Origin of the sequence: Enterobacter mori (assembly GCF_025244905.1) — a bacterium.
GTDB classification, from domain to species: Bacteria; Pseudomonadota; Gammaproteobacteria; order Enterobacterales; family Enterobacteriaceae; genus Enterobacter; species Enterobacter mori_A.
Genome location: NZ_CP104285.1, coordinates 4,666,114 through 4,679,507, shown reverse-complemented (window position 1 = coordinate 4,679,507; position 13,394 = coordinate 4,666,114). Strand labels below are relative to the sequence as shown.

Below are 13,394 nucleotides of genomic sequence, written 5' to 3'. Positions count from 1 at the left end.
CGCAACAGAGACGTTTTTCAAGGCGAACGATTCGTTCGATTTATAGAACAAAAAGGGCCGTTTTATGACGCAGCCAATCAGCGTGATCGCCAAAAGCCTGGTGCGAGAACGCCTGCGAACCGGGCTTTCACTGGCGGAAATTGCCCGTCGTGCCGGGATCGCCAAATCCACGCTTTCCCAACTGGAATCCGGTAACGGTAACCCGAGCCTGGAGACGCTGTGGTCGCTTTGCGTGGCGCTGGATATCCCTTTCGCCCGCCTGCTGGAACCACAGCAGACGACAACACAGGTAATCCGCCGTGGAGAGGGAACGAAGGTCGTTGCCGGACAGGCGAACTACGAGGCGATTTTGCTGGCGGCGTGTCCGCCGGGGGCGCGGCGCGATATCTATCTGCTGCTCACCCAGCCGGGCGCAGACCGTATATCCCAGCCGCATCCGCCGGGATCGGTTGAGCACATCATTGTGACGCAGGGGCGAGCGCTGGTCGGCCTGATCGACGCGGCGGAAGAGTTGGGGCCGGGGGATTACATCTGTTATCCCGCCGATCTGCCGCATATCTTTAAGGCGCTGGAGCCGGATACGCACGCGCTGCTGGTGGCGGAACAGAATTAACAGAGATACGGAAAATCATGTCGCTTAAAGCCATTGCCAAAGAACTGGGGCTGTCAGTCACTACCGTCAGCCGTGCACTCAACGGATATGACGACGTCTCCGCAGGGACGCGCGCCCGCGTGGAAGCAGAGGCTCAGCGCCGTGGCTACCGACCTAACACCTTCGCCCGCCGCCTCAAGATGGGCAAAATCGACGCCGTCGGGCTGGTGTTTCCGGTGCATCCCGTTCCGCTCAATAACAGCGTATTTATGGACATGGTCGGCGAAATTAGCCACGAACTGGCGCGACATGAGATCGACTTATTGCTCATCGCCGACGACGATCTGGCGGATAAGCACAGCTACATGCGCATGGTGCAGAGCCGCCGCGTGGATGCGCTGATCGTAGCGCACACGCTGGATCACGATCCGCGTCTTGAGCAACTTCAGGCCGCCGGTTTTCCTTTCCTGGCGCTCGGGCGCAGCCAGCTGCCGCAGCCGTACGCGTGGTTTGACTTCGACAACTATGCCGGTACGTATCAGGCCACCCGCTGGCTGATCGATAAAGGTCATCAGCGCATTGCGCTACTGGGCGAGAGCAATAATCAGGCATTCATCACCCAGCGTCGTCATGGCTATCTGGACGCGCTGCGGGAAGCCGGGCTTTCCAGCGAATGGCTGCGCGCCATGCCCCCTTCGCGTCGCGTGGGGTATGCCACCACGAAAGAACTTCTCTCCCTGCCGCAGCCGCCCACGGCCATCATTACCGACTGCAACACCCACGGCGACGGTGCGGCGATGGCCCTGTCGCAGATGGGACGCTTAACGGGTGAAAACGCCGTCTCGCTGGTGGTCTACGACGGCCTGCCGCAGGACAGCATTGTCGATATCGAGGTGGGGTCCGTTATTCAGTCTACCCGGCAGGGCGTTGGAAAACAGATTGCCGATATGGTGCGTCAGCTGATTAACGGCGACGATATCGCGCACCTGCAGGTGCTCTGGCAGCCTGAATTCTCCCCCGGCCAGACGGCCTGATTAAACCTAAAATTCCAAACCCGATCACAAATCCGAAACGTTTTGGTTTGTATCCGAAACGTTTCGGATCAACACTCAGGACATCCCGACGACAGGAGATGTCTGATGCAAGATTCCATTTTTCGACTCGAAAGCAATACGGTGGACATGGTGGTTAAAGCTCACCCTTTCGCCGAAATTCTCTACTGGGGGCCGCACCTTCAACACTTTTCGCCGCACGATGCGCTGAGCATTGCGCGCCCGGTTGCTAACGGCAGGCTGGACGTGGACTCCCCGGTCACGCTGATGGCCGAGCTGGGGCACGGCCTCTTTGGCTCGCCGGGCATTGAGGGGCACCGCCAGGGGCTGGACGGTTCACCCGTCTTTAAAACCACTGGCGTGCAGCAGCAGGGGCAATCCCTGACGGTAACGGCAGAAGATGACCATGCGGGCCTGCGCCTGACCAGCGAATTAACGCTGGATGCCAGCGGCGTGCTGGTGGTGCGCCACGGTTTAACCAACCTGAAAGCACAGGCGTGGCAGGTGGATCGCTTCGCCGTGACGCTGCCGGTGGCCGAGCGCGCGCAGGAGGTGATGGCTTTCCACGGACGCTGGATCAGAGAATTTCAGCCGCACCGCGTGACGCTTGAACACGACAGCTTCGTGATTGAAAACCGTCGAGGTAAAACCTCCCACGAGCACTTCCCGGCGCTGATTGCCGGTACGCCATCGTTTCGCGAAATGCACGGCGACGTCTGGGGCGTTCACCTGGGCTGGAGCGGCAACCACCGCCTGCGCGCGGAAGCGAAAACCGATGGCCGTCGCTATCTGCAGGCCGAAGCGCTTTACCTGCCAGGGGAAATGACCATTGAGGAGGGCGACACGCTCTGGACGCCGCGCCTGTATGCCAGCTACTCCGCGAACGGACTGAACGGTATGAGCCAGCAGTTCCACCGCTACCTGCGCGACAACGTTATCCGCTTCCCGGAAGATAAACCGCGCCCGGTGCATCTCAATACCTGGGAGGGAATCTACTTTAACCACGACCCGGAATACATCATGCGCATGGCTGACGAGGCGGCGGCGCTGGGCGTGGAGCGCTTCATTATCGACGACGGCTGGTTCAAAGGCCGCAACGACGATCATGCTGCGCTGGGCGACTGGTATCTGGACGAGAAAAAATACCCGAACGGCCTGACGCCGGTGATCGAGCACGTTAAACGGCTCGGCATGGAGTTTGGTATCTGGGTCGAGCCGGAGATGATTAACCCGGATTCCGATCTGTATCGCGCGCACCCTGACTGGGTGCTGGCGCTGCCGGGCTACGCCCAGGCGACCGGACGACACCAGCTGGTGCTCAATCTCAACATCCCGCAAGCCTTTGACTACCTGGTGGAGCGCATGAGCTGGCTGCTGGGCGAGCACGCGGTCGACTACGTGAAATGGGACATGAACCGCGAGCTGGTGCAGCCAGGACACAACGGCAAAGCCGCCGCTGACGCGCAAACCCGCCAGTTTTACCGCCTGCTGGACGTGCTGGGCCAGCGCTTTCCACACATTGAGTTTGAATCCTGCTCCTCCGGCGGCGGGCGAATCGATTATGAAGTGCTGACCCGCTGCCACCGCTTCTGGGCGTCCGATAACAACGATGCCCTGGAGCGCAGCACTATCCAGCGCGGCATGAGCTATTTCTTCCCGCCGGAGGTGATGGGGGCGCATATCGGTCATCATAAATGCCACGCCACCTTCCGCCAGCACAGCATCCAGTTTCGCGGGCTGACGGCGCTGTTTGGCCATATGGGGCTGGAGCTGGACCCGCTCACCGTTGATGAAGATGAACGCGAAGGCTATCGGTACTACGCCGCACTGCACAAGCAGTGGCGAGAGGTGATCCACCACGGTACGCAGTGGCGCGTGGATATGCCGGATGCCACCACCCTGGCGCAGTGTATCGTGAGCGAAGACAGGACGCAGGGGCTGTTTTTAGTCAGCCAGCTCGCGATGCCGGATTACACCCTGATGATGCCGCTGCGCATGCCGGGGTTAGACGCCAGCGCGCAGTACCGCATCACGCTGCTCGATCACCCGAACATCCAGATTACGGGTGAGGGTGGACACACCATGCGTAAGCTGCCGTCGTGGATGGAAACGCCGCAAACGGTAAGCGGCGAGTGGCTGATGCAGGCGGGTATTGCGCTGCCGATTCTGGACCCGGAAACCGCCATTCTGGTTGGCGTGGAACGCGTGTAAAGGTAACGGGCCGGGCAACCGGCCCTCCGTTGAGGATAAAAATAATGAACACAACAACCTGTACCCACAAAGACAACCCTAACTTCTGGATCTTCGGGCTGTTCTTCTTTCTCTACTTCTTCATCATGGCCACCTGCTTTCCGTTCCTGCCGATCTGGCTGTCGGACATCATCGGCCTGAACAAAACCCATACCGGGATTGTCTTCTCCTGCATCTCGCTGTCCGCCATCGCCTTCCAGCCGGTGCTGGGGGTCATTTCGGACAAGCTGGGGCTGAAAAAACACCTACTGTGGATCATCTCGGTGCTGCTGTTTCTGTTCGCGCCGTTTTTCCTGTACGTCTTCGCGCCGCTGCTGAAAGCCAATATCTGGCTGGGCGCGCTGAGCGGCGGGCTGTATATCGGCTTTGTCTTCTCGGCGGGATCGGGGGCGATTGAGGCCTATATTGAGCGCGTAAGCCGCAACAGCTACTTTGAATACGGCAAGGCGCGCATGTTCGGCTGTCTCGGCTGGGGGCTATGCGCCTCAACGGGTGGCATCCTTTTTGGCATCGATCCGTCGTACGTCTTCTGGATGGGATCGGCGGCGGCGCTGCTGTTGATGCTATTACTGGTGGTGGCGAAACCGAAGCCCAACCAGACGGCGCAGGTCATGAACGCCCTGGGCGCTAACCAGCCGCAGATCACCGCCAGAACGGTGTTCAACCTGTTCCGCCAGCGCAGAATGTGGATGTTCATTCTGTACGTGATTGGCGTGGCCTGCGTGTATGACGTTTTCGACCAGCAGTTTGCCACCTTCTTCAAAACCTTCTTCGCCACGCCGCAGGAAGGCACTCGCGCCTTTGGCTTTGCCACCACGGCGGGGGAAATTTGTAATGCCATTATCATGTTCTGCTCGCCGTGGATCATTAACCGCATCGGCGCGAAAAATACGCTGCTGATCGCCGGGGTGATTATGGCGACGCGCATTATCGGCTCGTCGTTTGCCACCACCGCCGCGGAGGTGATTGCCCTGAAGATGCTGCACGCGCTGGAAGTCCCGTTCCTGCTGGTGGGGGCGTTCAAGTACATCACCGGGGTGTTTGATACGCGGCTTTCGGCCACCATCTACCTGATTGGCTTCCAGTTTGCCAAACAGTCGGCTGCCATTTTCCTCTCCGCCTTTGCCGGGAATATGTATGACCGGATCGGCTTCCAGGAGACGTACCTGATGCTGGGCTGCTTCGTGCTGGCCATTACGGTGGTGTCGGCGTTTACGCTGAGCAGCAGGCGGGAGATTGCTGCTAGCCGGGGGGCGGTAGAGGCGAATTAGGGAAAAAGTTTAGATACCGTTTAAAACGACGAAACCCACCAGAGGTGGGTTTCATAAATCGCTTTGCCTAAGATGTACGCAACTAGAACCTATTAAAGGGGAAGTAGACAGTACAGGCTACTGAGAGCAGATACTAAAGGTTGAGAGATCCTCCGTCAACCGTTTCTTCGCGCATATGGTATGCTTCAGCCCATTGTGATGGGAGTAAGAAAAATGCCGCAAGAGACTAATTATAAACCAATTATTTCATTGATCTCATCAATACGTCTGGACAGTTACCGTACGACTTTTCGCACAGCTGATGAATGCGAATTTACAAAAGATCGGGATGAGTGCCATTTCTATAAAAACATCGAAAAGGCCAAAGATTGCCTTACCCGGGAATGGCGCAAAAAAGAGATGAGACGCAGACGAGGCGCTGGGGCGAAGGCACAATCTGTTCCGGACTGGACTCACGATCGGATCGTTGCATCAACGGATTTTAGTACGTGGCATTATGTATTAAATAATGAGTTTAATGCCCCTGCACCGCGAGAAAATCAGCAGTATTTATGGCCTAAGTCTTTGAGTCAGGTCTTTAAAAATTACGCCAAAATCAGTGCCAATCCGCAAAAAGTCAGAAAGGAGTTGATCGATCTCATCTTCGAACTGAGAGAGTATCGAAACCGTATTTCCCATCACGAACCTATCTGGGTTAAAGCGCCGAATGTGAATGATGCAAGAACGGCCATCGATACGATTAGAATCAAGATAAATAAAATTGAGCTTGTTCTTGAAGCCCTTGATATCAACCTGCTGAACGTGATGAAAAAGGTTGGGCTGTTTGAAAATGCCAGACGCGTTTGTTCAGTGGAGGAGCTTGATATTTATCGCTATATCAAACCGTATTGCGCGCTATCGCCCGAGCAGATTTCAGTCATTGAACAGCCCTGTCGTGCTGCAAAAGAGAGAAACGAAACCATCATATGGGAGCATGATAGAGTAGTTTATGGACTGCGGACCTTGCGCTAAAAGCAGGTGACGCTTGCGTTGCATCACCTGCTTTGCCTTTACGCCAGGTAAAACACCTCTTTCAGCTCCGCACTCACCGGGCTGTTATCCGAGTTTGACGGCATCACGTCACCCATGAATTTCCACCAGCGCTGGCAGACGTCGGTGTTCGCGACCGCGTTCCAGCGCTCTTCCGATTCAATCTCCACGGTTGCAAACAGCAGGTTGCGTGTTTTGTCGAGATAGATGGCGTAGTGGTGCGCGCCGTGGGCTTTCAGCACCGCTTCCAGCTCGGGCCAGATAGGGTTGTGGCGGCGTTCGTACTCGTCGTGCGCGTCCGGGTTGACCTGCATGACAAAGGCTTTGCGGATCATAATGCCTCCAGATACAGCTCGCGTACGTCATCGCGGCTGGCGGTGCGCGGGTTACACGGCGCGCACGGGTCGGCGAGGGCTTTATCCAGCCAGCCTTCGATGTCCGCTTTGGTCACGCCGAGCTGGCTGAAGCCGGACGGAATGCCGACGCGAGCGCTCAGGTCGCGAATCGCCTGAATGGCGGACATGCTGGCGGCTTCATCGCTCATGCCGCGCGTATCCACTCCCATCGCCTGCGCCACGCGGGCGAAACGGGCCACCGCGTTCGGGCGGTTAAAGCTTTCGACGATCGGCAGCAGGATGGCGTTGCACACGCCGTGCGGCAGGTTGTGCGTCGCGCCCGGCTGGTGCGCCAAAGCATGCACCAGGCCGAGGCCAGCGCTGTTAAACGCCATGCCCGCCAGATACTGACCAAACGCCATCTGCTCACGCGCTTCAAGGTTATGACCGTCCACGACCGCTTTCGGCAGCCACAGGTTAATCAGGCGAATCGCTTCCAGCGCGTTGGCATCGGTGAGCGGGTGCGCGCCAACGGACACATAGGCTTCAATGGCATGAGTCAACGCATCCATGCCGGTTGCGGCGGTCACGGAGGCGGGAATATCGAGCATTACGCTGGCATCGTCCACGGCAATATCCGGGATGATGTTCGGGTCAATAATCACCTCTTTCACCTGACGCGCGGAGTCGATGATCACCGCGTTGCTGGTCATCTCCGCCGCCGTGCCTGCGGTGGTGTTGATCGCCACCAGCGGCACGCCCGCGTTTTTCACTTTGCCGACGCCGGAGTAATCGGTAGACGGACCGGGGTTAGCGGTGAGGATTTTGATCGCCTTGGCGGTATCAATCGGGCTGCCGCCGCCGAAGGCAATCACGTAATCACACTCCGCGTCCTGATACGCCGCATAGCCTTTCTGCACCAGCGCTTCCGTCGGGTTCGGGAACACCTCATCGAACAGGTGATACGACATCTGATGGGCGTCCAGCGCGGCAAACAGGCTGTCGAGCAGGCCCAGCTTCACCAGCTGGCCGTCGGTGACAATCAGCGCTTTTCCCCACTGCTTGCTCGCCACCAGGTTGACCATATCGCCGATTGCGCCCGCGCCGTGCAGGCTGATTTTTGGCAGTGCCAACATAAAGCTCATGATAATTCTCCTTAATTACGATTTGGGTGATCCGTTTCCCCCTCACCCTAACCCTCTCCCCGGAGGGGAGAGGGGACTGCTCGGTGCGGTTTTCACCCTCTCCCCTTCGGGGAGAGGGCTGGGGTGAGGGGCAATTTAAATCCGTCTTCGCTGCATAATCCGTCGCGTGATGATCGGCAGCGAAATCACCACGATCAGCATCGCGCCGATAATCACCGACATCACGATGCCGGGCACGTTGAGTAGGCTCAGGCCGAAGGTCACCAGCCCCATCAGGAAGGCGGCGATAATCACGCCCACCATGCTGCCGGACCCGCCGAGAATATTGACGCCACCGAGCACCGCCATCGTTACCACCGCCAGCTCCCAGCCCATCGCAATCGTCGGGCGGGTGCTGCCCAGGCGCGAAGTGAGCAGCACCGACGCCAGGCCGGACATCAGCCCCACCAGCGCGAACAGGATCAGGTTGTGACGCTTAACGTTGATGCCGGAATACCACGCGCCGGTCGGGTTATTGCCGATGGCGTAGGTGCGGCGGCCAAAGTTGGTGCGGTGCAGCACAAAGACAAACACCGCGGCCAGCACGATAAACAGCGCGAACTCAAACGACAGCGCGCCCCAGACGTAGCCCTGGCCGAACCAGGCGAAGCTCTCCGGGTAGCTGTTCAGCGCCTGGTCCCCGAGCAGGATGTAGGTGATCCCGCGGTACAGGCTCATGGTGCCAATGGTGATGACGATGGACGACAGGTTAAAGCGCGTCACCAGGATGCCGTTGAACAATCCGCACAGCAGACCCACGCCTAACCCGACGCAGACCAGCAGCGGCGTATCGATACCCGCTGTCGCGCAAAAGCCCATCACCGTCGAGCTGAGCGCGATGGTGGACGCCACCGACAGGTCAATTTCCCGGGCGATGATCAGCATCGCCATCGGCAATACGATGATCGCCTTTTCGGTGAAGTTGAACGTCGCGTCGGAGAGGTTCCAGACGTTGAGGAAGTAAGGCGAGGCGAGGGCGTTGCCCACGAACACCGCCAGCGTCACCGCCAGCAGAAAGCCTTCCCAGCACAGCAGGCGCTGGAAAATGCCCGGCGCAGCAGGCACGTTTTTGATCTCTTCAGAGGCCATCATTTTGCTCATGATTTCACCGCCAGTTTCTGACGTGCCAGCGCCGCGTCGTGCAGAATCAGCCGCCCTTTACGCCTGTTGCCGCGCTCGTTTAACAGCACCGCAATGACGATCACCGTGCCGGAAATCGCCATTTGCCAGAACGGGGAGACGCCGATCACCGGCAGGGCGTTGTTGATCACCCCGAGGAACAGCGCGCCGAACAGGCAGCCGAGCACGCGGCCGGTGCCGCCCATGGTGCTGATCCCGCCAATCACACAGGCTGCCACCACCTGCAATTCAAAACCGTTAGCGACGTCAACATACGCAACGGCGAAGCGCGAAATCCACAGATACCCGCAGAACCCGGCCAGCAGACCGGAAAGGCAGAAACTAATGAACTGCATTTTCCCGGCGTTGATCCCGGTGTAGTAGGCTGCCGTGGCGTTGCCGCCTGCGGTGTACAGCGCCCGTCCAGTTCGGCTGTAGCGCAGGAAGTAGCCCACCAGCAGCAGCGCAGCGATGGCACACCAGCTCAGCACCGGCAGGCCCAGCACGGAGGCGCGCGGCAGGCCGAGGAAGTCCGCGCCCATCTGGTTGGCATTGACCCAGCCGCCGCCGGAGAGCAAAAAGATAATGCCGCGGTAGATGCTCATGGTGCCGAGCGTGACCACAATCGCCGGAATGCCCAGCTTCCACACCAGCAGGCCGTTAATCGCGCCCATTAGCAGCCCGAGTACGCTCGCGAGGATCAGCAGCGCCCAGACCGGCACGTCCGGGTAATGGAAGTTAATCAGGGCGACAATCATCCCCGTCAGCGCCAGATTGGCCGCCATCGACAGGTCGATACCTTTGGTGAGCAGCACCATCATCTGCCCGAGCGCGAGGACGATCAGAATGGCGGTGTCGTTAAACATCTCCACCAGGTTGCCCGGCGCAATAAACGACGGCACGCGGCTGCCGATGGCGACGACCATCAGCACAATCACCGCGCCCAGCAGGGCTTCGCGGTGTTTTAACAGCGAGTTAAGCATTATGCCGCCTCCTGTTTTGCACCGCTGGCGGCGCTGACGATGGTTTCCGCCGTCGCGTCACCCGCCCGGTATTCGGCCACCATCAGCCCTTCGTGCATGACGATAATGCGATCCGCCATGCCCATCACTTCCGGCAGTTCTGACGAGACCATAATCACCGCCAGCCCCTGGCCGACCAGCTCGGACATAAATTGATGAACGGCGGCTTTTGAACCGATATCGATACCTTTTGTCGGCTCATCGAGGATGATCACGTCAGGATGCGTCGCCAGCCATTTGCCGATAACGACCTTTTGCTGGTTGCCCCCGGAGAGGGTGTCCACCGCCTGTTTCCAGCTAAAGGCTTTCACCTGCAGGCGTTTGGCGTATTCATCCGCCAGCCGCCATTCGCGGTCATCGTGCAGCACGCCGTTCGGATTGAGCTTGCCGAGCTGCGGCAGGCTGATGTTTTGGGCAATGGACAGTTCGATAATCGCGCCCTGCTTCTGCCGCTCTTCCGGCACGCAGACGATACCGGCTTTAATCGCATCCGCAGGCTGGCGGAAGCGTCGGGCCTGACCGTTAAGAATAATTTCGCCTGACGATGGCCGCGTGACGCCAGAAAGCGCCTGCATCAGCTCGGTACGCCCGGCGCCGACCAGCCCGTAGAAGCCGAGGATTTCCCCCTTACGCAGGGAGAAGGAGATGTCGGCGAACTCGGTCGGGTGGCAGAGATTTTTTATCTCCAGCACCGTCTCGCCTTTTTCGCACGCTACCTTCGGGAAGGTCTGGGTGATGGCGCGCCCGACCATCATCGATACCATCCGCTCTTCGGTTATCGCACTCATCGCGCCTTCTCCGACGAACGCGCCGTCGCGCAAAATGGTGTAATGATCGGCCAGCTCAAAAATCTCGTCGAACTTATGGGAGATAAACAGGATGGCTTTGCCCTCCTGCTTTAAGCGCTCCACAATCTGGTAAAACTCGAGGATTTCATGCTGCGACAGCGCCGCTGTAGGTTCATCGAGGATCACCACCTGCGCCTCAAACGACAGCGCGCGGGCGATGGCCACCATGTGGCGCTGGGCGATGCTCAGGGTTTTCAGCGTCGCGCGCGGGTCGATTTGCACCTCAAGGCGGGTAAGGATCGCCTGCGCCCGGCGATGCATTTCCGGCCAGTCGAGTTTTTTCAGAAAGCCTTTGTAGAGGTACTGCCCTACAAAGATATTCTCGGTGACCGAGAGTTCATCGAACAGGACGGTTTCCTGATGTATAGCGGTGATGCCGATCTTGTGCGCCGATTCCGGCGTCGGGAGGTGAACGGGGATCGCCTTGTAGAGGATTTCGCCCTCGTCGGGCTGGTAAATGCCGGTCATCACTTTAACCAGCGTCGACTTGCCCGCGCCGTTTTCGCCGATAAGCGCCGTCACTTTGCCGGGCCAGAGCGCAAGTTGCACGTTCTCAAGGGCACGCACGCCGGGGAACACCTTGGTAATGCCAGAAAGCTGTAGCAATGGGGTCATGATAGTTCTCCGTAGATTACCCCTCACCCTAACCCTCTCCCCGGAGGGGAGAGGGAACCGATCGAGCCCCACGCCCCTTTGGGGAGAGGGGTTGGGGTGAGGGGGGGAAAGACTCAAAAGATCTTCGAGAACTTATCAATATTGCTGGCATCGTAGACGAACGGCTCGGCCATCGCGCCGTTGCCGTCGGTATCCAGCTTCACTTTGCCCAGCTTGCCCATGCTGGCCTCGCCCTTCGTGGCGGTGCCTTTCACCAGGTCATCCGCCAGGTAGGTTGCCGCGTAGCCAAGGTCGATAGGGTTCCAGATGGCAAAGCTCTTGCTCGCGCCGGACTTCACCGCGCCCGCCATCTCGGACGGCAGGCCTAAACCGGTGACGTAGACTTTGCCGATCTTGTTCTGGTCCTTCACCGCCTGTGCGGCGGCCACAATGCCCACGGAAGAAGGCGAGACGATGACTTTCAGGTCCGGGTAGGTTTTCAGCAGGCCGACCGCCTCGCGGTAGCTCTTGTCAGAGAGATCGTCCCCGTAGGCCACGGTCACCAGATTGACCGACGGGTACTTCGGCAGCACCTTTTTCATCTCCGCAATCCAGGTATTCTGGTTGGTGGAGGTGGGCGTGGCGCTCAGCACCGCCACGTCGCCTTTCTCCACGTTCAGCGCTTTTAGCGCATCGGCGGCGAGCTTGACGTTGGTTTCGCCAATCAGCGCGTTATTGGACGGGTTCAGGTGGATCTGACGCCCGGCTTTTGCCACGCCGGAATCCCACGACACCACCTTAATGCCGCGCTGCATTGCTTTTTTAAGCACCGGTACGACAGCGTCCGGATCGTTCGCCGAAATCGCGATCGCATCCACGCCCTGGGCGATCAGCCCGTTCAGCACCTCGATCTGCGCTTCCGCCGTGGTGGTAGTCGGGCCGGTATAAATCACTTTTACATCGCCTAACTCTTTGGCCGCCTCCTGCGCGCCGACGTTCGCTGCTTCGAAGAATCCATTCCCTAGGGACTTCGCCACCAGGGCGATTTTCACTTCTGCTAAAGCGGAACCGGACAACGCCAGAGCGGCAACGGTGAGGATCAAGCTTGTCTTTATTTTCATTGCTTTTACTCCACTGAATTGAGTTAGTTGTAGGGATTGCAGGTGGTTTTCGCCCCGTCTCGGTGAGCGGGGCGCGATGTTTTTATTGGTACAGATCTAACGCGGACTGCATGGGGGTGACGCCAAAGCGTTTGCCCAGGGCAATCAGCTCTTCCCGGGTAATGGTCTGCTTCATGCCGCCCATGGAGTAGACCTTCACCAGCACCTCCGCGGATTTCTCGGCGGTGTCGATCAGGCCAAAGGTTTCATCCAGCGTCGGGCCACTGCCGAAGACGCCGTGGAACGGCCACAGCACCAGTGAGTGTTTCTGCATATCCGTCGCGGTCGCCTGGCCGATTTCGTCGGTGCCCGGCACCATCCACGGCAGAATGCCGACGCCGTCCGGGAACACCACCAGACACTCGGTGCTGCCTTCCCACAGCTTGCGGGTGAAGAAATCAGAATTATTTTCCAGCACGTAGGTCAGGGCGATCAGGTTGGTGGCGTGACAGTGCATGATCACGCGGTCCTTGCCGTTAGTCGCCTTGATGCGCTCGCAGTGGGAGAGGAAGTGCGCCGGCAGTTCAGAGGTTGGCACCGCGTCATCGGTCAGCCCCCACAGAATGTGGTAGCCCGCGCCGTCGCTGTCCACTTTCACCACGCCGAGGTTGGCCTGCGGGTCGAGCTGGACGTTGCGGAAAAACTTGCCGGAACCGGTGACGATAAATGGCGTGTTGGCGAGCAGCGGCATCGGCTGGCTCAGCGCGATATAGCGCGGCTTCTGGTGGAAATCGGCCGCGAAGGGTTCGATATCCGCGTCGTCCAGGCGCAGCGTCAGGTTGCCGCCGTTGCGCTCGTCCCAGCCCTTCAGCCAGGCATCGGAGGTGGCTTTGATCATGCCCTGGACGAACCAGGAGGTGGTGATGGTCTGCATACAGTGTTTCCTTTGAAAATGCCGGGTGGCGCTACGCTTACCCGGCCTACTTTTACCTGTAGGC

The 13,394-nt window shown here is 58.8% G+C and carries 12 protein-coding genes; 5 read left to right on the top strand and 7 right to left on the bottom strand.

Going from position 1 to position 13,394, the window contains the following annotated elements; all coding sequences use genetic code 11:
• Positions 1–64 precede the first annotated feature (64 nt).
• The 5 genes from N2K86_RS22115 to N2K86_RS22095 all read left to right on the top strand — a co-directional run bounded on the left by N2K86_RS22115 (position 65) and on the right by N2K86_RS22095 (position 6,176).
• On the top strand, positions 65–613 hold the full coding sequence (locus tag N2K86_RS22115; RefSeq protein WP_010436871.1) for a helix-turn-helix domain-containing protein: 549 nt from the start codon (positions 65–67) through the stop codon (positions 611–613).
• 17 nt (positions 614–630) lie between these two features.
• Positions 631–1,626 carry a LacI family DNA-binding transcriptional regulator gene (locus tag N2K86_RS22110; RefSeq protein WP_260659980.1) on the top strand — a complete coding sequence of 332 codons (996 nt, stop codon included), beginning with the start codon at positions 631–633 and terminating at the stop codon, positions 1,624–1,626.
• A 105-nt stretch (positions 1,627–1,731) separates the two neighbouring features.
• Positions 1,732–3,855, top strand: a complete 2,124-nt coding sequence (locus N2K86_RS22105; protein ID WP_260659979.1) for an alpha-galactosidase — start codon at positions 1,732–1,734, stop codon at positions 3,853–3,855.
• 44 nt (positions 3,856–3,899) lie between these two features.
• Entirely contained in the window at positions 3,900–5,165 is a 1,266-nt protein-coding gene (locus N2K86_RS22100; RefSeq protein ID WP_260659978.1) for an MFS transporter, read from the top strand.
• Positions 5,166–5,345: 180 nt separating this feature from the next.
• A complete protein-coding gene (locus tag N2K86_RS22095) occupies positions 5,346–6,176 on the top strand; it encodes a hypothetical protein (RefSeq protein ID WP_260659977.1) in 831 nt (276 codons plus the stop codon).
• Between the two features lie 38 nt (positions 6,177–6,214).
• Here the strand turns inward: N2K86_RS22095 and rhaM are convergent, their stop codons facing one another.
• The 7 genes from rhaM to rhaD all read right to left on the bottom strand — a co-directional run bounded on the left by rhaM (position 6,215) and on the right by rhaD (position 13,330).
• Entirely contained in the window at positions 6,215–6,529 is a 315-nt protein-coding gene (gene rhaM, locus N2K86_RS22090) for an L-rhamnose mutarotase (RefSeq protein WP_260659976.1), read from the bottom strand.
• Positions 6,526–7,674: a lactaldehyde reductase gene (gene fucO, locus N2K86_RS22085; RefSeq protein ID WP_260659975.1), complete on the bottom strand. Its 1,149-nt coding sequence runs from the start codon at positions 7,672–7,674 to the stop codon at positions 6,526–6,528. Before fucO ends, rhaM begins: the two co-directional genes overlap by 4 nt.
• Positions 7,675–7,809: 135 nt before the next feature.
• Entirely contained in the window at positions 7,810–8,814 is a 1,005-nt protein-coding gene (locus N2K86_RS22080; protein WP_260659974.1) for an ABC transporter permease, read from the bottom strand.
• Positions 8,811–9,815 carry an ABC transporter permease gene (locus N2K86_RS22075; RefSeq protein WP_260659973.1) on the bottom strand — a complete coding sequence of 335 codons (1,005 nt, stop codon included), beginning with the start codon at positions 9,813–9,815 and terminating at the stop codon, positions 8,811–8,813. The genes N2K86_RS22080 and N2K86_RS22075 overlap by 4 nt, the downstream gene beginning before the upstream one ends.
• On the bottom strand, positions 9,815–11,317 hold the full coding sequence (locus N2K86_RS22070) for a sugar ABC transporter ATP-binding protein (RefSeq protein ID WP_260659972.1): 1,503 nt from the start codon (positions 11,315–11,317) through the stop codon (positions 9,815–9,817). Before N2K86_RS22070 ends, N2K86_RS22075 begins: the two co-directional genes overlap by 1 nt.
• A gap of 113 nt (positions 11,318–11,430) precedes the next feature.
• Complete coding sequence (gene rhaS, locus N2K86_RS22065; RefSeq protein WP_260659971.1) at positions 11,431–12,417, bottom strand: rhamnose ABC transporter substrate-binding protein; 987 nt, start codon at positions 12,415–12,417, stop codon at positions 11,431–11,433.
• Between the two features lie 82 nt (positions 12,418–12,499).
• Positions 12,500–13,330, bottom strand: a complete 831-nt coding sequence (rhaD, locus tag N2K86_RS22060) for a rhamnulose-1-phosphate aldolase (RefSeq protein WP_022649818.1) — start codon at positions 13,328–13,330, stop codon at positions 12,500–12,502.
• Positions 13,331–13,394: the final 64 nt, after the last annotated feature.

Bases quoted from the DNA above. Each gene is read 5' to 3' on its own strand.
- N2K86_RS22115 (WP_010436871.1), top strand. From the start codon at position 65: ATGACGCAGCCAATCAGCGTGATCGCCAAAAGCCTGGTGCGAGAACGC.
- N2K86_RS22110 (WP_260659980.1), top strand. From the start codon at position 631: ATGTCGCTTAAAGCCATTGCCAAAGAACTGGGGCTGTCAGTCACTACC.
- N2K86_RS22105 (WP_260659979.1), top strand. From the start codon at position 1,732: ATGCAAGATTCCATTTTTCGACTCGAAAGCAATACGGTGGACATGGTG.
- N2K86_RS22100 (WP_260659978.1), top strand. From the start codon at position 3,900: ATGAACACAACAACCTGTACCCACAAAGACAACCCTAACTTCTGGATC.
- N2K86_RS22095 (WP_260659977.1), top strand. From the start codon at position 5,346: ATGCTTCAGCCCATTGTGATGGGAGTAAGAAAAATGCCGCAAGAGACT.
- rhaM (WP_260659976.1), bottom strand. From the start codon at position 6,529: ATGATCCGCAAAGCCTTTGTCATGCAGGTCAACCCGGACGCGCACGAC.
- fucO (WP_260659975.1), bottom strand. From the start codon at position 7,674: ATGAGCTTTATGTTGGCACTGCCAAAAATCAGCCTGCACGGCGCGGGC.
- N2K86_RS22080 (WP_260659974.1), bottom strand. From the start codon at position 8,814: ATGAGCAAAATGATGGCCTCTGAAGAGATCAAAAACGTGCCTGCTGCG.
- N2K86_RS22075 (WP_260659973.1), bottom strand. From the start codon at position 9,815: ATGCTTAACTCGCTGTTAAAACACCGCGAAGCCCTGCTGGGCGCGGTG.
- N2K86_RS22070 (WP_260659972.1), bottom strand. From the start codon at position 11,317: ATGACCCCATTGCTACAGCTTTCTGGCATTACCAAGGTGTTCCCCGGC.
- rhaS (WP_260659971.1), bottom strand. From the start codon at position 12,417: ATGAAAATAAAGACAAGCTTGATCCTCACCGTTGCCGCTCTGGCGTTG.
- rhaD (WP_022649818.1), bottom strand. From the start codon at position 13,330: ATGCAGACCATCACCACCTCCTGGTTCGTCCAGGGCATGATCAAAGCC.